Below are 25,693 nucleotides of genomic sequence, written 5' to 3'. Positions count from 1 at the left end.
AAAACTATTACGATAAAGTTAATTTTATGGGACTTTCGCACGCCATTACCCCACGGGGCGACGTTGCTATTGTTTGAAGTTCCAAGGTAGCAACGATTTGATTGCGCATTCAGCGTAATCGTTGTAGATAGATAAATGACCGTCGTATTCATGCCATTGGTGCCCACAAAGCGTCTAATTTATATCACACTTGCCATCTTGCTATTGAAATATACGATATTCTAATAGTTAATAGCATACTCTCATCAGGCTTTTTAACATTCTTAAAAGCTTCATCGAACGATCTAAATGATGATCCCTTCCAGACGAACAACATACTCACTACGGTCAAAGAGTTAAAAATAGTTCTAGTGATACTTAGCGTTTAGTTTTAGTCTGGATAGCCAAGTGATTGACCTATATTGGTTTTATTTTACTGTATCGATGATGTTTAACTTCCACCACCACTGAACAATGATCTTCGTTTACTGAGAAGTCCCAACGAACACTTTTCTCGGAGCAAGCTCTCATTACGCGAGCCAGCCCATCCTACCACCCTCAGAAAAACCTAATAATCTATTTTCATCTAAACGTTTTTGGTCTTTCTTATTGAGTGGCTTATCTGCACCTGACATAAAAAAACCTCCGACTAAGCGAAACTTAGTAGGAGGTTAAAAAACGACCAGACTTTATTGTAACTGATCAATCTTTATTGTCTTTCGACACCCATGTCGGAGGACAATAAAGTTTGATCAAAAATGTGTGCCCGAATCGCTTTGTGATCACAAAGAGGACATTCATCAGTTAGATCAAAAAATCTGAACAATCCTTTTATCATTACATTCTTTTAACTCAAAGATATAACCATCAGGCTTTGCATTGATCTACTAATCGTGAGTATTCAAAATTCAAGGTAAAGCTTGCCTTTGTTCGCGACTGATACCAGACCTCTACTTGCGCTAGCACAAGCTTAATTACCTCTAACGCCGAAACTGCTGGGTACTTACCCAACAACGCAGCAAATAATATAAACCACTTAACGCCGCTCCCTAGCTGGAATGATTAAGGTTAGCACTAAATCTGCCAGTCAACACTGCAAACCTTAGCCTTTTACTCAACACTAAAATTTATCAAAATGAGATCGCAGAGTTAGCAAAACTATATGTGATGACTCTTTAATTTAAACGAAGCCGAGGGCATGAAATGGAAAAAACAACCCAGCCAGGAACCGTCTCCTCAGTACTAAAGGTATTTAATATCGTCTCTGCCTTAGCGGACCAAAAAGAGGCTGGCCTATCTGAGCTCTCAAAACAATTAAGGATGTCGAAAGCAACGACCTTCCGTTTTTTACAAACGATGACGAGTTTAGGGTTTGTGCAGCGAAATAGGGATGCAGAGAAGTACGAACTAACTTCCAAGCTGTTTGAGCTTGGTTCAAAAGCGCTTGCTCATGTTGATCTTGTCGACGCAGCAAACAAGGAAATGGCGACTGTCTGCAGTGCCTTTAATGAAACCGTTCACCTAGGCGTGATTGATGAAGATGCGATCATTTACCTTAACAAAGTAGATTCAAACTATCACTTTCGAATGCATTCTAGAATCGGTCGACAAGCTCCTCTCTATAGTACCGCAATTGGCAAGATTATCATGAGTTACCTCTCTGAGTCCGAAATCAGGGGGCTACTCGCTCCTGTGGTATTCAAAGCTCACACCGACAAAACACACAAAACTGTAGAGCATCTGCTAGCGGAACTAGATTGGGTCAAACATCAACATTATGCGGAAGATATTGAAGAGCAAGAGCCAGGGTTACGATGTATTGCAGTGCCAGTGTTTGACCGATTTGGAGAAGCCACAGCGGCAATTTCAATCTCTTTTCCGACAAATCGATTTGATGAAAAAAGAAAACGCGATTACTTTAGCGCATTGCATCATGCGGCTCGTAACATTTCTAAAAACCTCGGGTATCATCATTACCCAGTCTAGCTCTTTGGATTCATCGTGGTCGCGAAACCTGAAGAGACACTACGAGAAAAAGAGACACTCTCAAATACAGACTAAAGCGATATTCTATTTACCCACTTATCGAGCCTAGAATAGCTGTTGTCCTCGATAACAACATTCGTTGTTTCTCGACCATCTTCCGGACGAAGGACAATACCCCATGTCGTTGTATCTTTCTCGCGTGAGTCGTCTTGCGTGATTCCGTTGATTATATTGTTCGTCACACGGTTACTCCCTTGAGCGCCGTTGAGTGCGATACCTTCATATTGCTGCCCATACTTGTTTGTTGGTTTTGGAGAATCAGCAACAATAGAGCCAAGATTATCGATACGATTACTGTCTATCACCACATCATTGGCTCGCTCTACACTAATCGGTCTAACCGAGTTTGACACACTATTTTCAGAAATATTAATGTTGGTTGCAGTCCAACCGTCATACACTCTCTTGATACTCAAACCTACTACGACATCGTTCATGATATTGTTTTTCATCTTGATATTATCAGCGCCTCGTTTGCTCGTGATGCCATCATAAGCTCTTTCGACGTAGTTGTTAACCAGTGTGAAGTGATCTCCATACTCCCCTGATACGCCCCCTGCAGAAACATAGATTGCTGCATCACGAACGCCAAAGAAGCTGTTGTTTTTAATAATTGCTTTTAGTGCCCCCGTCATGAGGATTCCGCTATCTCCACCAGCTAGATAATAAGGGTCAGTATCATTTTCAGTACCGATAAAAACAATATCTTCAATAAGTAACTCGTTAAGTTTGATCTTGCCTGAGCTTGTCGCACCTCGGATTGAAAGCGCATCTGCTGTTTGCTTTGTTCCCTCTCTTCCCGCAGGGGTTTTGTAGCGAAGTGGAACAACAGTAGAAACCTTGGCTTTTGACATATTAAATGTGCCACCAGTCCAATCAAAGTTCGCTAGCACACTCGCGCCACCACACTCATCCGATTCTGACGTATGCGTATCGAAACTAAACATATCACCATCTAACTGCTCTGTAGCAATAAAGCTAGCCTCGCTAGCATCTACTTTAAGATCGTTTCTCAAGTAAACTTTTGTATCCTGGCTGATGTAATAAGTGCCCGTAAGTACCAGTTCAGTGCCTGTATTGGTGGCTTGTTGGAGCGCAGCTTGAAGTTTGCTTGTATCACCCTTGGGGTTTATAGGCGCAGAAGTACAGTCTTCGGCGGCTACGGTGCTCGATACTAAGCTGAGAATCAGGAGAGGTAGGTTTTTTGTTAAATGACTGTGGTTCATAAATTTGTCTCATCTTATTTCAGTTACTATTTATATGAATATTTTTATCGCCATTGTAAAAAGTAAGGCGTCCACCTTACCTAATTAATTAATTATTTGATGTAAATAACCACTCAGCAAGGTAACTTATTGCCCGTAGTAACGTCACAATTTGCCCACAAAACTAGAATCCCAGATGTAAAAATAAACTATGGTTCGCTGTAAAAAAAAACCCTTAATGAAAATTAACTCATTAAGGGTTTCGGTATTATCTTATATCTAAACGGTTGCTGAAGCTTGAGTTACTTTTGTACTTTCAAGTTTACGTTCAGACCTAACTAACAAGGTACCGATAAGAGCTAGAATTGCTGCAATAAAGACAAACAGCATTCTTCCCCACAATGGGTTAGGAACGAGAGTCAGACAGAGAATAAAGACAGACGCGATAAGTACCATCTTACCTAGTACAGTGTTTTGCTTATTATCCATCGCAACACTTTCTGGACAGTCTTCGACGACAACTTCAGTGTCCACGTTGGTAAAGAATTGTTTAACTTCAGCTTCTCGTTTCGCTGGTAGTCCTTTATAAAAGAACTGTGAGCAAACAAAGAACGGTAGTGTAATCGACATGTGTCCTATCAAGCCTAACGTTACCGACTTCATTTCTGTGTATTCACGAGACGTCAGTGGCTGATCTAAACCTAAAATCGATTGTAGTACTTCCGGTGTTAGAACAATGGCAATAAATCCTGATACACACATACCTACGATAACCGTACCCCAGCCTGCCCAATCAGGTGTTTTTCTGATAAAGAAACACATGATCGACGGAATAAGGATTGGGAAGCCGATTAGCGTACTCACCAACATCGTTAAATCAAACAGACCAAACTGTTTCAATGATGTGAGGAACAACGCTGAAACAATGATGATGATACCAAATAGAGCCGTCAGTAGTTTACTCACAAAAATGAGGTGTGACTCAGAGTGATTTTTACAGAAATATGGTTGATATACACTCTTGAGAATAATACCTGCATTTCGGTTTAACGCTGAGTCCATCGAAGACATGGTTGCAGCAAACATAGCAGCGAGCATCAATCCAACCATTCCGACGGGCATTTCGCGACTTACGAAAATAAAATAGGTCGCGTCGGCGACTTTGTTACCTAGACCATCCAAGCCCCAAGTGCTTGTATCCGGGTAGTGTGCTGCCACATACCAGGCAGGAACAAACCAAAGCAGTGGACCGATGAGCATTAGGGTACCTGCTAAAATCGCCGCTTTTCGTGCGTTTTTGGTATCTTTCGCAGCAATATAACGGTACGAATCCACCATGTTATTCGTACTAAAGAACTGCTTAATAAACATGAAGATGAACCAACCAACAAACAAGTATGCGTGGTTGTATCCGTCACCAATGAATGGCTGCTCAGGAAGGCCAGCATCAAGCAATGGTGTTAAGCCACCAGATTTCCAAATCGCAACAGCACCTGTTACCAACGTCATTGTCGTTAGAATGATCATTTGCATGAAGTCTGACGCGATAACAGCCCAGCTACCACCAACAAGAGACATAAACAACACAACCGAACCGGCAACTACGATTGTTAACTCTAGAGGAAGCCCAATGACTGCACTGCAGAATACCGCAAGTGCGTTAATCCAAATCGCAGCCTGAAGAACACTTAATGGTACGTTAGCCCATGTAAAAACCTGCTCATTCACGGCACCCAATCGCATGCGTACACCTTCGAGTGGTGTATCCACTCGCATTTGACGCGCTTTTGCAGCAAAAAACAGATAGTTACACAGGTAGCCAAGAGCGTTTGCATAAAAAACTGTTGTCGCTACTGCGAATCCACCCGTTAATGCTTTCCCCATGTGGCCAGTAAACGTCATGGCACTAACCGCTGTCATGAATGATGTGGAACCCACCATCCACCACAGCATTTTACCGCCCCCACGAAAATAATCACTTGTGGAGTTACTGAAGGATTTGAATAAGACCCCAATTGCCACAAGGAAGCCAAAGTAAACCAGTACGATTGCTATATCAATCATGTTTCTTCCCTTTTATTTATTTTATTTCAACGTAATTTATTCTAATTTGCTCGTTTTATCCGAACATCAATCACAATCTCATTTGAACAAATAAGTGACATAACAAATTAGAATAAGCAATTTATTCCATTTTATTCATGAGCCACAAAAATTTCATTTTGAGAATTAATTTTACCAACAATTAAAACCAACATAGTAAAGTTACAATCTATGCTTGCTAAGTTAAATGATAATTTTTGGTAATTTTGAGGGCAAAATTTGCATAGAGCGTGGGTTTAAATAACGGAGAGATGTTCGCGTTTCTGGATGATCAATGTGAATCGCGTCAAAAAATGCAATCACTAAGATGATTCCCCCTTTGAAACTTCAAAAAGTTGCAAACAAATGAGCCCGCCTTGAATGACGGGCTCATGTAATCAACGGAATGGTGTAAACTACCCAAGCGACTTGATATACAAAGTGAGCACATCGTCAGAGGTCATGCTGACGGGGTTTCCTCCGGCGCACGGGTCTGCCAACGCACTATCCACCCAGACCGTTACATCATCTTCTGTGACACCTAGCTGGCCAAATCCAGCGGGAATACCAACACGCGAGCTAAGTTCACGGATGGCCTTCACAGCTTCGATACTCGCCTGCTCTTCAGATATTCCATCAATTTTACACCCCAGAGCAACAGCCAGTTTGGCAAATTTCTCTATCCGGTGTGGTCGGTTAAACTCACATACTAGTGGCAAGAGAATGGCGTTACAGACCCCGTGTGGTAGATTTTTATGTGCGCCTGCTGGGTGTGCCATGGCGTGAACCATACCCAATCCAGCACTATTAAATGCCATACCTGCTAGGAACTGACCTAATGCCATTTTCTCTCGCGCTTCGATATTTGAACCATCCTCTACAGCATGAGGTAAGTATTGACTAATCACGCGAACAGACTCTAGCGCAGAGTGATCGGTTAGGGTGTGTGCACCTACTGAAACGTAAGCTTCAATAGCATGAGTCAGGGCATCCATACCAGTTGCTGCCGTAACATCAGCGGGTAAACCAACCATAATGCTAGGATCATTCACAGAAATATCCGGAATAATATTGCTATCAATAATAACGCACTTTACTTTGCTCTTTTCATCGGTAATGACAGCATTACTGGTCACCTCTGCAGCAGTGCCTGCCGTGGTATTGATAGCAAATAGTGGTACGCCTTGATTCTTTACATTGTTCACCCCTGTATAACGAGTGATTGGTTGTGGATTAGCAGTCAGGATCTTTACAGCTTTCGCGGTATCAATTGCACTACCTCCACCAAATCCAATAATGTAGTTCGCACCGGACTCTTTGTATGCCTGATAAGCACTATCAACAACGGCTACAGTTGGATTTGGAACTGTATCCGTGAAGCAAGTGAAAGACAAATTAGATTCTTTGAGCGCTGTAATCAGTGGTTCAAGTAAACCCAGTTCTTTTAATGCATTGTCCGCAATAATGAAGCCATCGCCAACCTCTTTAGAGACTAAATGACAAACCAATTCGTTGATCGCATTTTCCCCAGAGATATTTATTTTGGGTAGTGCCAAAGTAAATGCCATATTTAATCCTTGTAATTAACAACAATATATTTACAAATAATCACAGGTCGACTATTTAAACTCGACCTACACTTTTAGGATCGCTGATTCACCAGCGACAGTAATTTAAAGCAAACTCTAGTCTCGATATCTAAAGCAATAGATACGCAATCAAACTAACCAAAATAACAATCATGGTCGCCGAATAAACGTGACGTTCAGACATGTGTTTCATCAAATAAGCAGCCACAGGAACGCCAAGAAATGAACCGATAAAAAACAAGATTGCGGTATGAATATCTGACTGTCCACCCTTTGCATAACCAGCTGCGGCAATGGCAGACAGACACAATGCCAATACTACCGAAGAGCCAATGGCTTTCTTAATATCCAAATGCAACACATTGTTGAGTACAGGGAGAAGCAAAACGCCCCCACCAACGCCCGTCGAACCCAAAACTGAACCACAGAACATGCCAGAAACAATCGCTTTTTTGGTGTTTGTTTTAGGCTCTGAAATGAAGCCCTGTTCAACCTTAGACGTGCTTTTGTATTTAGAGAACACAGAAACCAGTGACCCAACCATCACAATTGTCACAAGCCAAGTCACCATCTGTTCTGTACTTTGCGAGTAAAGCGGATGTGTACTGTAGTAAACTACCAGCTGAGTGACCACCAATGTAACCGGCACCGCACCAACAAACAGTAGTGCTATCTTGTTCCAAGATACGTTGCGAGCTTTTATATGAACTAGAGAAGCGTTGATCTTAACCATCGCTGAAATCAAACTTGCTGTGCCGACCGCCAACACGGGAGACATTCCGCAAAATAACTGCAACATTGGTATTAACAGCACTCCTCCACCAACACCGGTTAGCCCTAAACATAAACCAAAAATGCTTCCTAAAAGCAGCTTCAAAGCCACTGCATCCGCAGACCACACGTTCGTCAACAGCTCATTGAATGGCATAGACCACCTCCGTCACAACTAAAAACAAAACACCTTTTTACTAAAAACAATCTAACGTACCAATTAGTGTTTAGTTTATGGCGTTGATCATATTTCGTCTGTTTTTTTTGCAGTACACTATCGTTTCCAGTAACACGCAATGACGGCAGTATGACGATACCAATACCAACATCAGTGAAAGAGATGACCAGTAGACTCACCGTTTGCAAACAAGAAGCTGTCTACTTTAGTAACAACAAAGCATCTGGGTTTTATCGCGTCGAAAGTGGATTTATAGGGCTTTACCAAGTGGCAGAAACCGGAAAAGAATCGTTACTCAGACTGTACGGGAAGGGCTCATACTTCGGTTATCGCTCTCTGTTTACTCATCAGCGCTACCCAGCGACGGCTAGAGCGATGGAGAACAGTGTTGTTAGTCGAGTAAATGTTCACACCTTTGAAGATCTGCAACAGCTGGCCCCTTCACTAACCAAAGCGTTAACAACCGAAGTTTGCCAAGAGTTAGGGGAAGCTGAGCGACGTCTTGTTCAATTTAGTGCTTTCAACGCTAAAAACCGAATAATCGATGCGATACAGCATTTCTTCACATACTACCCACACTATCCCTGGACTTATCGCGAAATTAGCGAGTACAGCGCTACCGACGTGACGACTGTGATTCGTTTTTGCAAAACACTCAAACAATCCGGAGTGCTGAGCATCCACCATCGCAACCCCCATCCTGTCGATCTATCAAAACTGCCGAGTGCTAACCAGTTGTCCAAGGAAAAAGTTGAATGAAAAAGTTCCGCTCGAAAAAATCACCATGGCGTGCGCAAGGGAACGCTCCAGACTATCGCTTCTCACTCGCCAACGAGCGAACCTATCTCGCGTGGATTAGGACATCTCTCGCCTTGCTAGCAGGCGCTATTGCTCTCGATCAACTTACCCCGGAGCTTGCGAACCCATTGACGCGACTATTACTTTCTTGTTTCTTGTGCTTCTGCTCTGGAACCGTAGCCATCTATGCTTACCGACGATGGTCTCACAACGAACAGGCGATGCGGTTAAACCAAGAGCTCCAATACACATCGAACATGAAGATTATTAGTGCGACTATTTTAGTTCTCACCTTCATTATCGCATTGGCCATCACGCTATGAATACGGTAAAAGGTCTTCAGTTAGAGCGTACTGTTCTGTCCTGGCTACGAACTCAGTTGGTTCTATTTACCATCGGTGTTGTATTACTAAAGGTTTCGATAGCTCAAGATGCCACTCTCACCTATCTCTGTGGTGCAACGGCAATGCTGGTTTCCATCATATGCTCTTTCTCCCACGCGAGAATTATCAAGCTTTTTACTTCAATAATAATAATGCTGATAGCAGTGACCTACGCCCTAACCATGCTATCTGATGTCTTCATAGGAAAACTACAATGAACCAAATTACCAACTGTCATGTAATGGCCAAGCCATCTGGTTCGGTATGTAATATCGACTGTGACTACTGTTTTTATCTAGAGAAAGAAAAACTCTATCCAGACAGGCAGAAGAACTGGCGCATGGATGACGCAACACTAGAAGCGTTTATTAAACAGTATATTGCCGCTCAGCAGGGCGACACTGTACAGTTCGCATGGCAAGGTGGCGAACCCACCCTGCTCGGTGTTGATTTTTATCGCACCGTTATTCAACTGTGCGAACGCTATCGGGGTAATAAAACGATTTCTCACGCCTTTCAAACCAATGGGATTTTGATCAACGATGAGTGGTGTGAGCTCTTCAAGCAAGCCAACTTTCTTATTGGCGTTTCAATAGATGGCCCTGAAGATCTACATGATGCCTATCGCACCAACACCAGTGGCAAGGGGACTCACAGTAAAGTCGTCGCAGCAATCGAGCTATTGAAAAAGCATCAAGTCGAGTTTAATACCCTCACGGTTGTCAATGACAAGAATGTCAAGCATCCTCTCAGGGTCTATCAATTTTTAAAAAGCATCGGTTCGAACTTTATTCAATTTATCCCATTAGTTGAACGACAAGAATCTGATCAACTGACAAACGATACCTGGTTAGTAAATCCAGATCAAAAACATGGCAAAGTCACACCATGGTCCGTCCAACCCGATGAATATGGCCAGTTCCTTAACACCATCTTCGACTACTGGGTAACCAAAGATGTCGGGCGTGTATTTGTTCAGCAATTTGATACCACATTAACCACCTGGCTTGGGCAACCGAGTCCAATATGTGTATTTGCACCGAGGTGTGGACATGCGTTTGCCATCGAGGCGAATGGTGACCTGTTTCAATGTGACCACTACGTCTACCCAGAATATAAACTTGGCAATATCCACGACCGCACTATCCTGTCAATGAACAACAGCGAAGAAGCCATTAACTTCGGTCTCGATAAATCAAATAAACTCAATAGCAAGTGCCAATCATGTCGATACCGATTCGCCTGCCATGGCGGTTGCCCGAAGCATCGCTTTTTGCCAGGGCCAACAGGGGAACTCGACCATAACTACCTGTGTGAAGGCTATTTTAGTTTCTTCGATCATTCTCAACATGCGATGGCCTACATGGCTAAACTGATAAAGAATGGGCAATCTCCTGCCGAGATCATGGCGCAGTTTGCCAATAAACAGCCTGAGAAAGTGGGTAGAAACGATGCCTGCCCATGTGGTAGTGGTAACAAATATAAGCGCTGTTGTGCATAAAGCACATCTACACTAACGTTGTCACCGGGCTTATAGCGTTAAAGTCCGGAGACAAAAAAAGTCCATAGTAGCGACACTATGGACTTTAGCTCTTACATAAAAGTGTGAATTCACACCATTATTATGCTTCTATGATTTCCGGTTTCGTGCCTTCGATGCGATAGATTTCCTCAAGAAGAAGCTGTCGTAACTCCTCTTTAACCGGCTTCAAATCGTCGTTAGCCACTAAGTTTTCTAACTGATTAGGATCATCTACAAGGTTGTATAAGAACTCTTCTTGATACACCGCACTTTCTTTCTCAAGCAACCCGCCTTGATCCGGAGCCGATACCGAGTATGTCCATGTATCGGTACGAATAGCGCGGCCAATTTGAGACTCACTGATCTGAATGAAACTCACGTTGTCTTTTTTAGCGTTATCAATGTACAAATCTTGCAGCGGTTGACCTTGCATGTAGCTTGGTACCTTGATTCCAGCGGCCTTAAGCAGAGTCGGAACGACATCGATAATACTTGCGTGATCATCAATCACCTGACCCGCTTTCGCTCGTGGATCGTAAATCACGAATGGAATCCGGATTGAAGAATCGTGGCATGAACGCTTGTATTCGCTGTTACGTGTCTTAAAGTGAGAACCGTGATCACTCAAATAAACGATTACCGTGTTGTCATCTAATCCTTTATCTTTTACCGCTTGGCGAATCTTACCAACATTTTGGTCGAGGTTATTACAACAACCTAAGTAGTCTGGGTATTCTTCTGCCCAATCACCATCAACAAACGGTTCTAGATCGCCAGGGACTTTGAAGTTTTTCCATTGCTCTTGTGAGCCATGTGGGCCTTCATAAGTCTTTCTGTCATTTTGGTGATGCGGCTCTAGATAAGACAAGAATAAAAAGAACGGTTCATCTTCTTGGCAATTATCGATGTAATCTGTTGTCAGGTCAGTCAAGAAATCTGCACGATAAACATCTTCATCCCAGCTTACCTTGTTGCCATCGATGTCGAACATGTGTCCGCCATAACCATGAGACGTACCCTCCAGAATATCAGACGCAATCCAGAAGTCTTTATAGCCACCACGATACTGCTTTGGTATTGCAGTAAAGCAGTTATCGATCGTTTCACCTGAGCTTTCTGTCGGCGCTGCGACAACAAAACCTTCGTGAGCAGTGTTATTTGAGGCTAGGTGCCACTTACCGACGTAACCGACACTGTATCCTTCATCCGAAAGAAAGTGAGCCACGGTTTTTTGACCTTGAGGAAGAATAATGTCATTTCGGAAACAACCAGTTTCGGTTGGATACAATCCAGTTTGCATTGTCGAACGTGTAGGACCACATACAGGGTTGACTGTGAATGCGTTCTCGAACATAACACCGTCTCGTGCAAGCTCGTCCAGGTTTGGTGTTACAGGCAGTTCCTGACCGTAACAACCCAACGTATCCCAACGCTGCTGATCGCTAAAAATTACAATAATGTTCGGCTTGTTCATATTTACCTCTTGATACTAATTTGTTTCATAGCATTAGCGGATCATAGTTACGCTAGATAAAACATCTCTGTTAACTCTGTGGATTTAGGGCTGCTATCTGGATTCGTCTCCATGATATCTTCCATATAACTCCACCACTTCTGGCAAGCTTCGGTTTTTGAAACGTCGTTCCATTTATTAGTAGATTCTAACTCAACATAACCAAACAGACAACCTGTCTCCTCGTCTAGGAAGATAGAGTAGTTGTTTGCTCCCGCAGCTTTAAGTACATCAATTAACTCAGGAAAAATATTGTCGTGACGCTTTTTGTATTCTTCAAACTGATCCATGTTAACTTTGAGTTTAAACGCTTTTCTAATCACCTAACGCCTCCTCAAGCCAATGCTTTTTCATTCAACGTAACGTTAAATGCAGATTCTAGCTCTTTGAACTCTGCTGGTTGAATAGTCTGACGTTTGCCACCCATCGCGAGAACTTTTACTAGTATTTCAGCGGCCTTCTCTGCGGTATCCATCAAGCCAAACGCGAGACTTAGGTCTTCCGCAGAACAGAATGTACCGTGATGAGCCCAAATAGCCACATCGTACGTTTTCATCAGTTCGCTAGTGTACTCAGCAATAGCACGACCACCGGGAACCATCCATGGGACAATGCCCACACCAGCAGGGAATACAACTGGGCACTCCGTCGCCATTTCCCATAGTTCACGAGTAAACGTCTCAGCTTCCAGCGGCAAAACAAAGGTAAGCGCGATTAAATTTGTCGTGTGAGAGTGCATAACAACTCGATGCGCTCCACCCGTCGCGTCAAACTTGACTGAATGATTCATAAGGTGCGCAGGCAACTCACTCGTCGGTTTCGCGTTATTAACAAGACCCCAGAGTGTACGGTACTGAGTGCCATCTTCTGAAACTTGGATAATTCCAGCGTTTTCTTCAATACAAACTTCTACGTTTCGAAAGTACTTACCACTACCGGTAACGATAAAGTATTCATTTGCAAGATTGGAAACCGTTACACCGATCTCCAGCCATTGCGATGTTTCTTCAAAAAATGGACGAGCTTGCTCTACTTCGGATTGAGTCAAACGGTAGGACAAATTGCCCCCATTGCGCTCATGCCATCCTTTCAACCATGCGTCGTTGGTCGTCTTTTTAAACTCTTGTATAAATGCTAACTTATCCATTATTTGCCTCGCTTAAACAAAACGTCTTGCTCATAAACTTCGATCGCTCTAAACCAATCTTCGTTTGCTGGTACATCGTTCAATTCACAGAAATAGTTCCAAATATCACCCATTGGATAGGTTTTTAGCTCTTCCATCAGAACCAAGCGCTGTGTGAAGTCGCCTTTATCTTGCAACTCCGTCAGCTTGTCATGTGGCATAAGCATCGCTTCAAGTAGCGCTTTTTGCATATTGCGAGTACCCAATACCCACGCAGCTACGCGGTTGATGCTTGCATCAAAGAAATCTAGACCCAGGTATATTTTGTCCAAGCTGTCTGTACGAACTAGCTCTTTCGCGATTTCTTTAACTTCGTCATTTAGCGTTACGACATGATCACTGTCCCAACGAACAGGGCGAGTAACGTGCAAAGCAAGCTCATCTTGATAAAGCAGCATTGATGAGATCTTGTCCGCAACCGACTCGGTCGGGTGATAGTGGCCATTGTCTAGCAAACAAAGCTTATTGTTCGCGACCGCATAACCCATATAAAACTCATGCGAACCAACCGTGTAAGATTCAACACCAATACCAAATACCTTTGACTCTACTGAGTCCTTGTTGAACTGCTCGTCAACGTCAACAGCAAAAATCTCATCTAGAGAATCTTTTAGGCGCTGACGCGGCGCAAACCGGTTACTTGGGGTGTCTTTATAACCATCTGGAATCCAGATATTTGTCAGACACGTTTGATCCAATTCCTTACCGAAATATTCGCCAATTTTACGTGAAGCAATACAGTGCTTAATCCAGAAATCACGGATCTCTTTATCAGGGTGAGACAGTGTCAAACCATCACTCGCTTTCGGGTGAGAGAACATACTAGGGTTGAAATCTAGGCCTAGAGCACGCTCTTTCGCCCATTCGACCCAACCAGCAAAGTGTTCTGGTTTCAACTCATCACGCTCAACCGCTACACCATGTGTTTCTGCATAAAGAGCGTGGAGGTTAATCTTGTGCTTGCCTGGGATTAGGCTCAGTGCTTTGTCTAAATCAGCACGTAACTCTTGTGCATTTGTTGCTTTACCCGGGTAGCTACCAGTAGCAGAGATACCACCAGACAGTTCATGAGCCGCTTCCTCGAAGCCCGTAACATCATCACCCTGCCAACAATGAATAGAGACCTTAACGCCTTTTAATTTCTCAAGAACAGCATCTACATCAATGCCCCATTTAGCGTAAAGTTCTTTGCTCAGTTCGTATCTATTTTTTAAACTCTGTTCCATGATAATTCCTAATTAAATGCTGTTTCTAATATAGTTTTTCGCTTGTTTTAAATGAGCAATTTCGCCCATGGATAACATTTGTACAATAATATTGCCCATACCAGTTGCTTCTACTGGGCCGACAATAATTTCCTTATTGGTTTCCTGTTCAATGAGCTCGTTTAGCAACTCGTTCTTACAACCTCCGCCAATAATATTGACTTTATCTACGGTTTTTCCGGTAATGCTGACAAGTTCTCCAATGTACTGATTATAAGACTTCGCTAGGCTTCGATAGACACATATACAGACTTCGCCCGTTGTTTGAGGGATGTCTTGTCCTGTTTCTTTACAGTATTCGATAATTTCTTCGATCATATTTTCGCTTACAAAGAAGCGTTCATTATTGACATCGATTACTGATTTAAAATCACTTGCTTCTCGAGCAAGATCAGCTAACTCTGCATAGGAATACTTATAATCCATCATCCTTGAGACTTCTTGAACTATCCAAAGTCCCATGATGTTCTTCAAAAATCGAAATCGCTTATTATATCCACCTTCATTAGTGAAATTACTTTCACGAGAAATCTCGGAAACAATCGGCTTTTCAAGCTCAGTACCTAATAATGACCAGGTTCCAGAACTAAGAATGACACCATCGTCCTCTAGATCGAGAACACTCGCGATAAATGCAGACGCTGTATCGTGCGATGCAGGTAATACCACTTCACAGTCAAATCCGATTATCTCTTGTATTGATGACTTCAAATTGCCAAGGCGATGACCTGGATATTGAGGCTTGGTAAAAATATCTTTGCTAATACCGCATACTTCCAACAAGTCTTTATCCCAATCGTCAGTATTAACATTTAACATTTGAGTTGTGGTTGAGTTGGTATACTCATTAGCTTTGACACCAGTTAAAAGGTAATTTATATAATCAGGAATCATTAAGAATGAGCATGCTTCTTTCTTATGTTTTGAATCCACAGAGCTCATCTGATATAGGGTATTAAACCCCATAAACTGAATGCCCGTCTTATTATATATCTCGCGATGCTCAACTTGAGTACAAATGTCATCCATAACACCTTTAGTACGACTGTCTCGATACGAAACCGTGTTACCTATAATGTTATCGTCACAATCAAGAAGTACGAAATCGACACCCCAGGTATCAATACCAATGCTCTTAGGTATTTTCCCCATGAAAACACATTGCTTTAGTCCCTTTATAATATGACTAAAAAGCTTATCGACTTCCCAGCATAGTTGATTGTTGATAGACGTAAGCTTGTTTTCAAAGCGGTATATTTCTTTAAGCACTATTTGTTCATTTTCAATATAACCTAATAAGTGCCTTCCACTAGAAGCACCTATATCGATTGCCAAAAAGTAATTCATAACTATCTCCTAGCGTTTGAATTAATCATACAAGAAACAGCGGTCGACAAAATGCGCTAAATTGCCCTTAATGGTGTCATTTTTTGCAGCGTAAATCTGGGCATTGGTGTAGGTTTGGAAACGTGTTCTTTATGACTTCAGTGCGTTAACAATTATGCATTACTATTTGAATTAACCATCTATATCAGCACAATTCTGAACTCTTAGACTAACTAGAAAGCGGAGGTTTGAAGACTAGTGTGCACCTAATCGAGAATGCATAGCTATGCTAAATATAAAAATCATAACTCTGAGGGGGTTTCTTTTGAGGTTTATTGATAAATTGGAACAAAAAAACGGTTACCAAGGTTGACAGTTGGTACATTAGAGTCAACAAAAACAAGGTATTTCAATCAAGATCTAATAAAATAACAAACACATTTAATCTTTATCTTAGCCCATAAATCAATCGTAAAATAACGTTATTTCCCGTCAGTTGTACAGTTAATTTTTGCCAAACCAAGTGTCAACCCACAGCATAGTTACAAACATTATATAAGTGCAATTTTTGTCTTTATTAAACTCAAAAATAGACATTAAAACCGACAGTAGAAGCACCTAGTATCTATATTTACCCACAATTCATTAGCATCTACTTTTAATCCAACTTTATAGATCACCTACTGCGAAATACCTAACCTTGCAATAATTATAATATAGGAATATAGATGAAACCTACCAATGATAATCCGTTACCCCAGCAGCTCTGTACTGCCAAATTACCTAGCTTTAAGAAACCGATGTTAGTATCTGCCATGATATTGTCACTAGGCGCAGCATCATTTAGCGTTTTCGCCGATAAGACGTCTCCAAGCAATGGAGAAATGGTAGACTTCTTTGCTAACAATGGATTCGGAAACCCTCTCGCAATAGTCCAAGCCCCTGCAGGTATACATGCGAACGATGTCACCTACCTTACTTACCAAGGCGATCTAGAAGATCCCTATGTGGTATCCTACAACCACAAGACAAAAGAGTGGCAAGGCCCCATTAAAGCGGGTTTTAGTGAGTTAGGTAAGGATAACTATTGGGCACCGTCTGGCCGTGCTATCGACAATCACGGTAAGCCGACAATGATTATTGATGATCTTGGCTACATCCACATTTTCTTCGGCGGACATGGTGGTGGTGCCCGCCATGGTGAGAACCCGTTGGGCGATGTTCATGATGGAAGAAATAAGCATATCGTTTCTAAAAAACCACACGACATTTCTGACTGGGTAGAGCTTGACAATATTCCTCCATTTGGCAACTACAACCAAGCGGTCAAAATGGATAATGGCGATATCTACCTGTTCTATCGCCATGGTGCTCATGAAAGTGATTGGGTGTACCAAAAATCGACAGATCATGGCCGTACGTTCGAAGACCCTGTCTCATTCCTCAAACACAAAGAACGTGACGATGTAGAGGCCGTAGACAGTTGGTATGCTTGGGCCGTCAAGGGACAAGGCGATGACATAATCATCACCTACGACTATCACCTATGTTGGAAAACCCACGCAAACAATGGTCGCGGACACACGACAGAACGTCACAACACTTACTATATGGTATTTAATACCAAGGAAGGGACATGGCGTAATGTCCAGGGTGAAACGTTCGACCTGCCGGTTACCAAAGAGCTCGCAGATAAGAAAACACTCGCTGTTGACACCGAAGACAAGTGGACTTTTAATGGTTCAGTGCATTTAGACCAAGATGGTAACCCTCATATTGGGACAAACATTGGTGTCGACTTAGGCGTTAAGAAGACGGGTGGTCCAAAACAGACGTCTCACATTCGCTGGACAGGTGAAGAGTGGGTCGGTGGAAATCCCGTTAACCCTGCAGCGGTAAACTGGGGCGTCGATACTCGTGGCGATTTCTTTATTTCATCACCTGAAAAAGTAACATTTGCACTGGGGTATAAGGAAAAAGGTGATGGTGTCGTAGCCTACTTTACTTCTGAAGATGGTGGTCAGACATTTGAGAAGAGCACGGAACTCTTACGCAGAGCGAAGTCTGGTTGGTCTATGTCCGCTATGATTAGCAATGCTCATCCAGATGCACGACTGTTTGTTGCCGAGAAAGCAAAAGGATCAACGCAATGGCGCAAGATATACCTGCTCGGAGATAACGGACCAATCCAAAGGTTGCAGGAAGAAGCGCTTACGCGCACTGAATAAAAGCGATAATTAAAGTCTCAACTCATCTAGAATAAGGTGGGTTGAGGCTTTTTCATTTGTCACCGACAACCAGAGATTAATCTGTCCCCATTTCAATCATCAAATCTACATCGAACTCATATTTTGCTTCCATACTCAGGTTATTACATTCTTCAGAGCTTAGACTCCAAGATTTATTCTCAATTCTAGAACGCATTTCGTCAAAGAAATGCACCTGGTCATGAGTACTATTCGACGCTATAGCAACACCATATGCCTCACAAACATCTTGGTCTGTCATTGCATAGGCACTTAATGACATACAAACTGAAACTACTGCAATAATTACTTTCATGTTTTATTCCTCATTTCAACGATGGGTCTCATTGTTAAATGTAGTCAATATCACATTTATAACAAAAATTATTTTCCAACATTATTTATATAAGCAAAAATAACCACTTAATAAGACTAAATTAGCCTAAATTTCAATATTAACATGAAAATAAGGAGAATAAATGGAACCAGAAAACTAGTACTATCTATTGCTCTGTGAACACAAAAGCATAGCTAGCCAGTCATAGTTATTCTTATTTTAACCACTGAACCTATGGTACTTTACGACTACATTTACTCCCATTAAAAAAACAGGCCCTAAAAAAGGGCCTGTTTCTTAATAATATCAGTTAACTGGTTTTATATTAGAAGCTATACAAGAAGCCTACCCTTGTACGGAGTTGGTAGTCTTCTGACGTAGCACTAACAGGAACACCTGCAAATGTAACAAACGGCGTCCAACCCTTAGCCACTCGGTAATACGCTTTTAGCTCGAGCAGCTGCTTAAAGTAATGGTTGTTATACTGTTTTACATCGTCAAGACTCTTAAAGTAATCATACTGTAAGCCCAAACGCAGTGCGTTTATTCGATAATCTAGATTGAATTGATATTGACTTTTTTGGGTAGTATCTTTGTCGTCGCTTCGAACATGAAACTCATGCTTATATTTCAACTCAGTAGAGAAACCGCCACCAAGCTGATAAACAAAACCCATTTGCGGTTTGTACAGCAGACCGCTAGTTACTGATGTCACTTGGATCTGTGGGACTAGTCTAATATCGTCATTAACGTTATAACGATGGCCAAGTTGCACCTCACCACTACCCAATTGATACGTGCTTAGCGTTTCGCCTTTATGAGAAACCTGGGCGCCGAAAAATGTGTTACCAGAGCTAGCTCCAAGTTTAATCAGAGTAGCGTTTTTATTTATTGGATTGCTAGGATCGGTCAAGTTTTCTTGACGGACCATCAATGTTGCTGAAAGAGCAGAGGTACTGATCAGGGTAGAGGCCACTGCTAATGCAATTAGATTTGCTTTGTTCATGTTTCAATTCCTTGAATTATATTTATTACTGAGTATGGTAGTGAAATATACTCGGCTTATTTTCAATGTTTTTTTACTAACGTTATATTCTCAATTTTCTCTACGAGTTATAAGATTTATTTTTGTTAACTCTTGGAACAATTTCTGCGCAACTACCTAGACAGGGGGAACGTAATTATTAAAATAATAGTGGCACTATTAGAACGTAGTGATGAAGTGGCGAGCAATATATGACAAGTCATTGGGCAATAATAATTATTGTAGATAGCATGAATACAATCGACACTGATAGCGATGAATACATTTAATATATAAGGTAATACTGTATGAAAAATATTGCACTTTTACTCAGTGACGGATTCGAAGAAGGTGAGGCAATCAACGTGGTTGACATATTACGTCGCTTGCAGCTTTCGGTGAAGGTATTGTCCTGCGATCAAACCGTTAACCTTACCTCTTATCATGGGGTAAAAATTGTTGCAGATGACTTATTATCCGCCAACATACAATGTGATTTTGATGCAATTGTTCTTGTTGGTGGTCCACCGAATACCGATAAACTAGGTACAGACGGTCAGGTTATCAGCTTTATTGAAAGACACATCAGCATGAAGGCCTATATTGCAGCGCTATGCTCTTCTGGTGCAAAAGTACTAGCCAAGAACTCGCTACTGGGCTCTCACCACTACGTTTGCTGTGGGAGCTTCCACCAAAATTACTCTGATGGCTCATACATCAATCAGCCCGTTGTAATGGATGGCCAATTTATTACCGGGCAAGACTATGGCTACACAATCGATTTTGCGTTTGCTATCGCAGAGGTTCTACTCGGCGACACCAGAACCAGATCAAGTGACGTTAGTGATGTAGACTGGGTAGCAAAGCATATTAATTATCGTCGATTCACTGAATACAAACTCTGATAACTCACCACAGCTCGCTTTCAGTCATCTAGCTTTGATTTATATATAAAAAGGGCCAACAGGATAATCAACTTGTTGGCCCTTTTATTGTACTGATTTATATTATAGGTCTAAGTCGATAACTTGTAGATATAGCGGGCGAGAGTTACCCTTTGCACGTTCCATTAGATAATAATATAACTTACCATCTTGAATGTGCACCTTGCCGTGGCTAAACTTCTTATCTGATTTGGACTCATAGACACGTTCAAATTCGTTAGTGCCGCCTTTTGCCTTTTCAATATATGGTTTGCCATTTTTATTCAAACCAATGATATAAATATTTTCACCAGCAGTATAGATATTAGACGCACCTACAAAATCGTCAGAAATAATAAACTCTTTTGCACCAGCAGGTTTATATGAGTGTAAGTGAACCATCTCGAAATCTGGACGTTTGTTATCTCTGGACTTAACACGACTGATCATGTGTACATCGCCCTTCTCGGTCACAGTCCAATCAAAATTCTGTACAATATGAACCGAATCTTTTTCGGTATGGCTAATGTAGTCGCCTGGCTCAAACACCTTAATTTCATCTGAGTTCACAAGTGGAAACGTCATGCTTTCACCTGAGTGGTTTTTCCATTGGCCATCACCACTTGGGCTATCAGAGTATGCGTAGTAAACACCATTTTGATAAACAAATTTGTCGTCCCGATTAGCACGCTGCTGGAAACCAACCCTAAGCTTACCATCAACGTACTTCATACTGCCGTACAGACCCCAATTATAGGCATTACCATGGGATTTAGCATCTAGAACGTTAAATTGTTTCCAGTCAGACCAATAGCCTTTCTCGGCATCATAATGAGCAAATACATACCCACCGTTGTTGTTACCACCTTTACGCATGTAAACCAACAAGGTGCCGTCATCGTTTGTGTAGAACGTTGGATAAGTGAGACCGTGGTAACTGGCGTAATCAATCTTGCCACTAAGTGTTAAGTGCTTGTAGTCATTGTCACCCGCACTTAACGGGCTAGTATCCTTAGCAAACTTATCCAACGTGAAATCTTTATCCTCAACCTCAGCAGCCCCAGGCACACTATAAGAGTAGCGGAAGTAATCTTCACTAAATGATCCATCTGCTGGTCTATCTTTGCCATATGCATGCATATCATAAAGCATATGAATCGTGCCATCGATCGGACTTATCTCAACCGCAATGGTGTTGTGTGACTCACCGATATGCGGTTGGTTTAGAAAACCTGTATGTTGATGTGGGAACTCAATCGTTTTAATAGCACCGGTTTTGGTGTTAAGTCGACTTAACATGACGTGTCGATCTTGCTTACCACCACGATACCAAGTCATAAAAACGTAATCTTTGTATGTTTTTACACTGTCTCCATGAGCTGATATCTGAGGTCCAAACTTATAATCATAGACATCAGACCCGTTGTCATCGGCATGTCGAGCTTTTAGTCGACTTCCATCAAAATGTAGGGCTCCATCGGTGATTTTCACTTCACTCTCAAGAGCAATAGCAGCATTGGCTACTCCAGCAGGTACAAATAACATAGAGGCTAATATAGCACTCGTACATAAGCTAAATTTAAACTTATTCATTGGCATTCCTATAACAGTTACTTTTGCTTCTCGTTAATCCATCAGTTGCTTATTATTTATTTACGTAGCGGAATTTAGATACAAATAACACTAACTATACATTATCAAGAAAATCAACAGTAAGTAATACAAACTATTGCAGCATCAACTGACAATATTTGCCATTTTTTAAATCTAACATCACACTTTATATATATCGAAGTAAAGTGTAATATTTTAATACAAATCTAGCTTCTAAATTACTATGCTATTAGCTTACAAAGCCACATATCATTCAACACACAAATCTATTAATGATATATTTATAGATCACTACTTCTAATAATTTGTTTTGCAGCAGATAAGTCAGAGATTTCATTAACCGCAATCATCTGGGTGACTATGTTACCGATCCCCGTAGCTTCAATCGGGCCAATAATGACCTTACGATCGGTTTCTGCTTCTATTAGTTCATTGAGGAACTTATTCTTACACCCACCGCCAATAATATTGACAACACTAATTTCCTGGCCTGTTATCTCAGATATTTCATCAATATATTTCTTGTAACAGCTTGCCAAACTACGGTAGACGCACACACTGACTTCTCCTACCGTCGACGGTGGTACTTGGCCCGACTCTTTACAATAATTGACTATTTCCTCGATCATATTATCGCTTACAAAGAATCTTTGATCGTTCACATCAATTACTGAAGTAAAGTCTTTAGCTTCTCGAGCTAGATTGACTAGTTCAGAGTACGAATATCTATGATCCAAATTTCGTGACACTTCTTGGACAATCCACAACCCCATTATATTCTTCAAGAATCTATAGCGCCTGTCGAAACCACCCTCGTTGGTGAAGTTCTTCAGCCTTGACTGTTCGTTGACTATAGGATCGAGTAACTCCTTACCTAACAGTGACCATGTACCCGAACTAAGAATGACACCGTTATCTTCTATGTTCAAAATACTAGCTATAAAAGCAGCTCCGGTATCGTGAGTTGGGGGTAGAATCACTTCACAATCAAAGCCGACTTCATCTACTAACTCTTGTGTTAACTTGCCGACTTTTGATAACGGAGGAAGTGCTTCATGAAACACCTCTTCTTTAAGACCAACAAATTCAATCAGCTCTTCGTCCCATTTATTGTTTTCGACGTTATAAAGTTGTGTTGTGGTGGCATTAGTATATTCGTTAACTTTTTTCCCCGTCAGTAAGTAATTTAAATAGTCAGGAATCATGAGGAATGATTTGGCTTGTAACTTAACCTCTTCTGGGAGTTTCTTTAACTGGCAGATGGTATTGAAGTCCATAAATTGAATACCAGTTTTGGCATAGAGCTCCTCATGACCAATTTGTGAGCAAATCTCGTTCATAACGCCATTGGTTCGCTTGTCTCGATAAGACACTGCATTACCAATCAAACGATCATCACTATCAAGAAGGACAAAATCTACCCCCCACGTATCGATACCAAGTGCTGTTGGCTTCTTTCCCAATTTTGCACACTTCTTTAGGCCGGTTACTATTTCAGAGAACAGATAACCTAGATCCCAGCAAAGCTGATCGTCTACATTAAAGATTTGATTTCCAAATCGATGGATTTCTTCAATCTTGAGCTTGCCATCATCTAGATGGCCCAACAAGTGTCGTCCGCTTGAAGCACCAATGTCAATTGCTAAAAAGTAATTCATTACAACCTCCAATCGTCACTAATCGTTGATTGTAATTGGGTAAAACTGTCCTATAAACACAAAGCTTTGCACTCCAAAACATCATTTTTTGCTAGATAGCCAGACCGTTCTCTCAACTTGTCGTGGCAACGTGTATGGCGCTATGTTGTCGACTCCTCCCTGAGATTGTGACGTAAAGCATAGCGTGCGAATAACGAATGAATCCAAGATGATCTTGTCGATGGCAAGGATAATGCCCCATCGTGATCGATACCTAAAAAAATACATCTCGAACCGTGCCATTATTGACCCGACTCACAATTAAAACACCGGTTCAATTGTTTGAATGTTTTTTGTGTATATTTAAATATCAGTACGGAGCATGGCAAAAGTTGGTTGTTTGAAAGGCAATGTTTGCGCAGCGTCACACGAGTAAAATTAGGTACTAAGCGAGGTTTATTATGGATAGAGGACTGTACGATTTCATGGAAAAGATGAGGTCTACCACTATTGAAGAACAAGCGATAATCAATAACATTTCTGGTATCGATAATAGCATTTTTACGGATAGATATCGAAACATCATATCTTTTGATAAAGTTTGTCCAACAGGGAAGATGATATCCATAAGGAAACATACTCGTTTTATCCATTACCCTGAACATAGCCACGATTACGTAGAGATCTGTTACGTGCTGAGCGGGCGTTCACTACAAGTTGTAGAAAATGAAGAGGTAGAGTTACAAACAGGGGATTTATTGTTCTTAGGCCCAGGAGTCACGCATGAGATATATCCTACTGGAGATAAAGATATCCTAGTTAATTTTATTATCCATAAAAAGTTCTTTAGCTATATCTTTGAATTTATAAGTGAAAACTGCAGCTTATCTAACTTTTTTACTGATGTCGTGTTTAAAAAGTCCTCGACCTCAGCGCTAATTTTTTCAACCAAAGGTAATAATAGGCTTGAGACGTTGCTCAATGAGATGCTTTCAGAGTTAGACGGTGACGAAGCTCTAGCCGAGCCACGTGTTAAGTTCCTACTCGGTATCCTTGTACTTGATCTGACGCTTGAAGAACCCCAGCGAATTGAAAAAGTGACTTATGACCAAGGTGTTCTTTGCAAGGTCATCACCTATATGGAGAAAAACCTCAGATGTGCTAACTTAAACGAAATTTCTGACCAGTTAAAAATGAAGAATTACAATCTTTCTAAGCTTATAAAAAAAGAAAGTGGTGCAACATTCAATAATTTATTAAGAGAGATCAGGTTTAATAAATTTTGTGAAATAATTAAAATCAAAAACATTAGCATTAATGATCTAGCAATAGAGGTCGGTTTTTCAAACACCAGCGACTTCTATAAAAAATTTAAGGCTAGATTTGGTGTATCTCCAAGAGAATATCGAAACACTCATTAATCTATCGGCGATATTTATTTTGGTTTTGTTGCGTAATTTGATAGAACTAAACTAGGAGGTTACGATCTGATTGGGGCTTCAGTTGCCGAATTCAACGTAAGAGTAAATATGATCTATTTCAGCTAGACTCGATGCTTAATTAAACGATATTTTTTTGTTCAAAGTTAACTGGGCTTAGATACCCAAGAGCACAGTGCCTTCTAGTCCGATTATAATCAAACTCTGTGTATTAGAAGATCGCTTGGCGCATCTCTTCTCGCGCTGGGTGGCCTTGTGGCGGTACTTAATCCAGTAATAAAAGCCACTTCGAGAAACCCCGAATACCTTAGCCATACGGACAACATTGAAGTACCGTAGGTGTTAGAGCATAAATTCGTAGCTATCTACTTTAGATTTTTCGCGAAGTAGATTACGGCCAATTGTCTTTTGAGCTAGGGACTTCAACGGCTAGATGTTTTTCCCGCTTACTAGTACTGGTGTCTTTCTTTACCGCCTTACGCAAACCGTAGATCTGAAATTCGTGTAACCCGAGTCTCTCACTGCTGAAGCAACTGCTACTTTCACTGCTAGCTTCAGGGTTTCTACTTTAAATCGGCGTTGTTGCCTAAATCAGTTGAACCTTTTTCGAGTCCTGCGATCTGAACCTTT

Annotated in this window: 21 protein-coding genes and 2 pseudogenes; 8 read left to right on the top strand and 15 right to left on the bottom strand. The window is 41.4% G+C overall.

The annotated features are described in order from the left end of the window. Positions 1-1,182: 1,182 nt before the first annotated feature. Entirely contained in the window at positions 1,183-1,965 is a 783-nt protein-coding gene (kdgR, locus tag M9196_RS22470) for a DNA-binding transcriptional regulator KdgR (protein ID WP_250619735.1), read from the top strand. A gap of 71 nt (positions 1,966-2,036) precedes the next feature. Here the strand turns inward: kdgR and M9196_RS22465 are convergent, their stop codons facing one another. The 4 genes from M9196_RS22465 to M9196_RS22450 form a co-directional block, all read right to left on the bottom strand. Then, a complete protein-coding gene (locus M9196_RS22465; protein ID WP_250619734.1) occupies positions 2,037-3,251 on the bottom strand; it encodes a right-handed parallel beta-helix repeat-containing protein in 1,215 nt (404 codons plus the stop codon). Positions 3,252-3,509: 258 nt separating this feature from the next. After that, positions 3,510-5,294, bottom strand: a complete 1,785-nt coding sequence (locus tag M9196_RS22460) for a sodium:solute symporter family transporter (protein WP_250619733.1) — start codon at positions 5,292-5,294, stop codon at positions 3,510-3,512. A gap of 434 nt (positions 5,295-5,728) precedes the next feature. Further along, on the bottom strand, positions 5,729-6,880 hold the full coding sequence (locus M9196_RS22455; RefSeq protein WP_250619732.1) for an iron-containing alcohol dehydrogenase: 1,152 nt from the start codon (positions 6,878-6,880) through the stop codon (positions 5,729-5,731). A 130-nt stretch (positions 6,881-7,010) separates the two neighbouring features. Next, entirely contained in the window at positions 7,011-7,829 is an 819-nt protein-coding gene (locus M9196_RS22450) for a sulfite exporter TauE/SafE family protein (RefSeq protein WP_250619731.1), read from the bottom strand. Positions 7,830-7,979: 150 nt separating this feature from the next. Between M9196_RS22450 and M9196_RS22445 the strand changes: the two genes are divergently transcribed. Genes M9196_RS22445 through M9196_RS22435 form a run of 4 tightly spaced genes read left to right on the top strand, consistent with a single transcriptional unit; the run spans position 7,980 to position 10,532 of the window. Then, positions 7,980-8,609: a Crp/Fnr family transcriptional regulator gene (locus M9196_RS22445; RefSeq protein ID WP_250619730.1), complete on the top strand. Its 630-nt coding sequence runs from the start codon at positions 7,980-7,982 to the stop codon at positions 8,607-8,609. Then, on the top strand, positions 8,606-8,971 hold the full coding sequence (locus tag M9196_RS22440) for a YidH family protein (protein ID WP_250619729.1): 366 nt from the start codon (positions 8,606-8,608) through the stop codon (positions 8,969-8,971). Before M9196_RS22445 ends, M9196_RS22440 begins: the two co-directional genes overlap by 4 nt. Further along, positions 8,968-9,249 (top strand): DUF202 domain-containing protein, encoded by a 282-nt coding sequence (locus tag M9196_RS23760; RefSeq protein WP_406707706.1) that lies wholly within the window; start codon positions 8,968-8,970, stop codon positions 9,247-9,249. Before M9196_RS22440 ends, M9196_RS23760 begins: the two co-directional genes overlap by 4 nt. Next, positions 9,246-10,532 (top strand): anaerobic sulfatase maturase, encoded by a 1,287-nt coding sequence (locus M9196_RS22435; protein ID WP_250619728.1) that lies wholly within the window; start codon positions 9,246-9,248, stop codon positions 10,530-10,532. Before M9196_RS23760 ends, M9196_RS22435 begins: the two co-directional genes overlap by 4 nt. Before the next feature lie 121 nt (positions 10,533-10,653). Here M9196_RS22435 and M9196_RS22430 read toward each other — a convergent pair whose 3' ends face one another. Genes M9196_RS22430 through rhaB (M9196_RS22410) form a run of 5 tightly spaced genes read right to left on the bottom strand, consistent with a single transcriptional unit; the run spans position 10,654 to position 15,864 of the window. Then, complete coding sequence (locus M9196_RS22430) at positions 10,654-12,027, bottom strand: sulfatase-like hydrolase/transferase (RefSeq protein ID WP_250619727.1); 1,374 nt, start codon at positions 12,025-12,027, stop codon at positions 10,654-10,656. A gap of 47 nt (positions 12,028-12,074) precedes the next feature. Next, complete coding sequence (rhaM, locus tag M9196_RS22425) at positions 12,075-12,389, bottom strand: L-rhamnose mutarotase (RefSeq protein WP_250619726.1); 315 nt, start codon at positions 12,387-12,389, stop codon at positions 12,075-12,077. Positions 12,390-12,400: 11 nt separating this feature from the next. Next, positions 12,401-13,213 carry a rhamnulose-1-phosphate aldolase gene (gene rhaD, locus M9196_RS22420; RefSeq protein ID WP_250619725.1) on the bottom strand — a complete coding sequence of 271 codons (813 nt, stop codon included), beginning with the start codon at positions 13,211-13,213 and terminating at the stop codon, positions 12,401-12,403. After that, the gene (locus M9196_RS22415; protein WP_250619724.1) at positions 13,213-14,478 is read right to left on the bottom strand and encodes an L-rhamnose isomerase; all 1,266 of its coding nucleotides are present in this window, start codon (positions 14,476-14,478) and stop codon (positions 13,213-13,215) included. Before M9196_RS22415 ends, rhaD begins: the two co-directional genes overlap by 1 nt. Before the next feature lie 12 nt (positions 14,479-14,490). After that, positions 14,491-15,864, bottom strand: a complete 1,374-nt coding sequence (gene rhaB / locus M9196_RS22410; RefSeq protein WP_250619723.1) for a rhamnulokinase — start codon at positions 15,862-15,864, stop codon at positions 14,491-14,493. A gap of 707 nt (positions 15,865-16,571) precedes the next feature. Here rhaB (M9196_RS22410) and M9196_RS22405 point away from each other — a divergent pair. Beyond that, positions 16,572-18,071, top strand: coding sequence for a BNR-4 repeat-containing protein (locus M9196_RS22405; RefSeq protein WP_250619722.1), 1,500 nt, complete (start codon positions 16,572-16,574; stop codon positions 18,069-18,071). 76 nt (positions 18,072-18,147) lie between these two features. Here the strand turns inward: M9196_RS22405 and M9196_RS22400 are convergent, their stop codons facing one another. Next, positions 18,148-18,405: a hypothetical protein gene (locus M9196_RS22400; protein ID WP_250619721.1), complete on the bottom strand. Its 258-nt coding sequence runs from the start codon at positions 18,403-18,405 to the stop codon at positions 18,148-18,150. Between the two features lie 346 nt (positions 18,406-18,751). Next, the gene (locus tag M9196_RS22395) at positions 18,752-19,432 is read right to left on the bottom strand and encodes an oligogalacturonate-specific porin KdgM family protein (RefSeq protein ID WP_250619720.1); all 681 of its coding nucleotides are present in this window, start codon (positions 19,430-19,432) and stop codon (positions 18,752-18,754) included. Positions 19,433-19,758: 326 nt separating this feature from the next. Between M9196_RS22395 and M9196_RS22390 the strand changes: the two genes are divergently transcribed. Further along, a complete protein-coding gene (locus tag M9196_RS22390) occupies positions 19,759-20,355 on the top strand; it encodes a DJ-1/PfpI family protein (protein WP_250619719.1) in 597 nt (198 codons plus the stop codon). Positions 20,356-20,457: 102 nt separating this feature from the next. Here the strand turns inward: M9196_RS22390 and M9196_RS22385 are convergent, their stop codons facing one another. Further along, positions 20,458-21,966 (bottom strand): BNR-4 repeat-containing protein, encoded by a 1,509-nt coding sequence (locus tag M9196_RS22385; protein WP_250619718.1) that lies wholly within the window; start codon positions 21,964-21,966, stop codon positions 20,458-20,460. A gap of 302 nt (positions 21,967-22,268) precedes the next feature. Next, positions 22,269-23,645, bottom strand: coding sequence for a rhamnulokinase (gene rhaB, locus M9196_RS22380; RefSeq protein ID WP_250619717.1), 1,377 nt, complete (start codon positions 23,643-23,645; stop codon positions 22,269-22,271). Positions 23,646-24,085: 440 nt separating this feature from the next. Between rhaB (M9196_RS22380) and M9196_RS22375 the strand changes: the two genes are divergently transcribed. Then, entirely contained in the window at positions 24,086-25,045 is a 960-nt protein-coding gene (locus tag M9196_RS22375) for an AraC family transcriptional regulator (RefSeq protein WP_250619716.1), read from the top strand. Between the two features lie 139 nt (positions 25,046-25,184). Here the strand turns inward: M9196_RS22375 and M9196_RS22370 are convergent. Together M9196_RS22370 and M9196_RS22365 are read right to left on the bottom strand one after the other, a co-directional pair. After that, positions 25,185-25,304 (bottom strand): annotated as a pseudogene (locus M9196_RS22370) (IS3 family transposase); the annotation flags it as partial. Continuing rightward, positions 25,301-25,621 (bottom strand): annotated as a pseudogene (locus M9196_RS22365) (IS3 family transposase); the annotation flags it as partial. The pseudogenes M9196_RS22365 and M9196_RS22370, both read right to left, overlap by 4 nt. Between the last annotated feature and the right edge of the window lie 72 nt (positions 25,622-25,693).

It is taken from the genome of Vibrio methylphosphonaticus (assembly GCF_023634655.1).
Classification (GTDB): Bacteria; Pseudomonadota; Gammaproteobacteria; order Enterobacterales; family Vibrionaceae; genus Vibrio; species Vibrio methylphosphonaticus.
Note: the sequence above shows the minus strand (reverse complement) of the source record. Positions and strands in the feature narration are given on the sequence as shown.

Bases quoted from the DNA above. Each gene is read 5' to 3' on its own strand.
- M9196_RS22430 (WP_250619727.1), bottom strand. From the start codon at position 12,027: ATGAACAAGCCGAACATTATTGTAATTTTTAGCGATCAGCAGCGTTGG.
- M9196_RS23760 (WP_406707706.1), top strand. From the start codon at position 8,968: ATGAATACGGTAAAAGGTCTTCAGTTAGAGCGTACTGTTCTGTCCTGG.
- kdgR (WP_250619735.1), top strand. From the start codon at position 1,183: ATGGAAAAAACAACCCAGCCAGGAACCGTCTCCTCAGTACTAAAGGTA.
- M9196_RS22440 (WP_250619729.1), top strand. From the start codon at position 8,606: ATGAAAAAGTTCCGCTCGAAAAAATCACCATGGCGTGCGCAAGGGAAC.
- M9196_RS22390 (WP_250619719.1), top strand. From the start codon at position 19,759: ATGAAAAATATTGCACTTTTACTCAGTGACGGATTCGAAGAAGGTGAG.
- M9196_RS22415 (WP_250619724.1), bottom strand. From the start codon at position 14,478: ATGGAACAGAGTTTAAAAAATAGATACGAACTGAGCAAAGAACTTTAC.
- M9196_RS22450 (WP_250619731.1), bottom strand. From the start codon at position 7,829: ATGCCATTCAATGAGCTGTTGACGAACGTGTGGTCTGCGGATGCAGTG.
- M9196_RS22455 (WP_250619732.1), bottom strand. From the start codon at position 6,880: ATGGCATTTACTTTGGCACTACCCAAAATAAATATCTCTGGGGAAAAT.
- M9196_RS22445 (WP_250619730.1), top strand. From the start codon at position 7,980: ATGACGATACCAATACCAACATCAGTGAAAGAGATGACCAGTAGACTC.
- M9196_RS22400 (WP_250619721.1), bottom strand. From the start codon at position 18,405: ATGAAAGTAATTATTGCAGTAGTTTCAGTTTGTATGTCATTAAGTGCC.
- M9196_RS22395 (WP_250619720.1), bottom strand. From the start codon at position 19,432: ATGAACAAAGCAAATCTAATTGCATTAGCAGTGGCCTCTACCCTGATC.
- rhaB (WP_250619723.1), bottom strand. From the start codon at position 15,864: ATGAATTACTTTTTGGCAATCGATATAGGTGCTTCTAGTGGAAGGCAC.
- M9196_RS22405 (WP_250619722.1), top strand. From the start codon at position 16,572: ATGAAACCTACCAATGATAATCCGTTACCCCAGCAGCTCTGTACTGCC.
- rhaD (WP_250619725.1), bottom strand. From the start codon at position 13,213: ATGGATAAGTTAGCATTTATACAAGAGTTTAAAAAGACGACCAACGAC.
- M9196_RS22375 (WP_250619716.1), top strand. From the start codon at position 24,086: ATGGATAGAGGACTGTACGATTTCATGGAAAAGATGAGGTCTACCACT.
- M9196_RS22460 (WP_250619733.1), bottom strand. From the start codon at position 5,294: ATGATTGATATAGCAATCGTACTGGTTTACTTTGGCTTCCTTGTGGCA.
- M9196_RS22465 (WP_250619734.1), bottom strand. From the start codon at position 3,251: ATGAACCACAGTCATTTAACAAAAAACCTACCTCTCCTGATTCTCAGC.
- rhaB (WP_250619717.1), bottom strand. From the start codon at position 23,645: ATGAATTACTTTTTAGCAATTGACATTGGTGCTTCAAGCGGACGACAC.
- M9196_RS22385 (WP_250619718.1), bottom strand. From the start codon at position 21,966: ATGAATAAGTTTAAATTTAGCTTATGTACGAGTGCTATATTAGCCTCT.
- M9196_RS22435 (WP_250619728.1), top strand. From the start codon at position 9,246: ATGAACCAAATTACCAACTGTCATGTAATGGCCAAGCCATCTGGTTCG.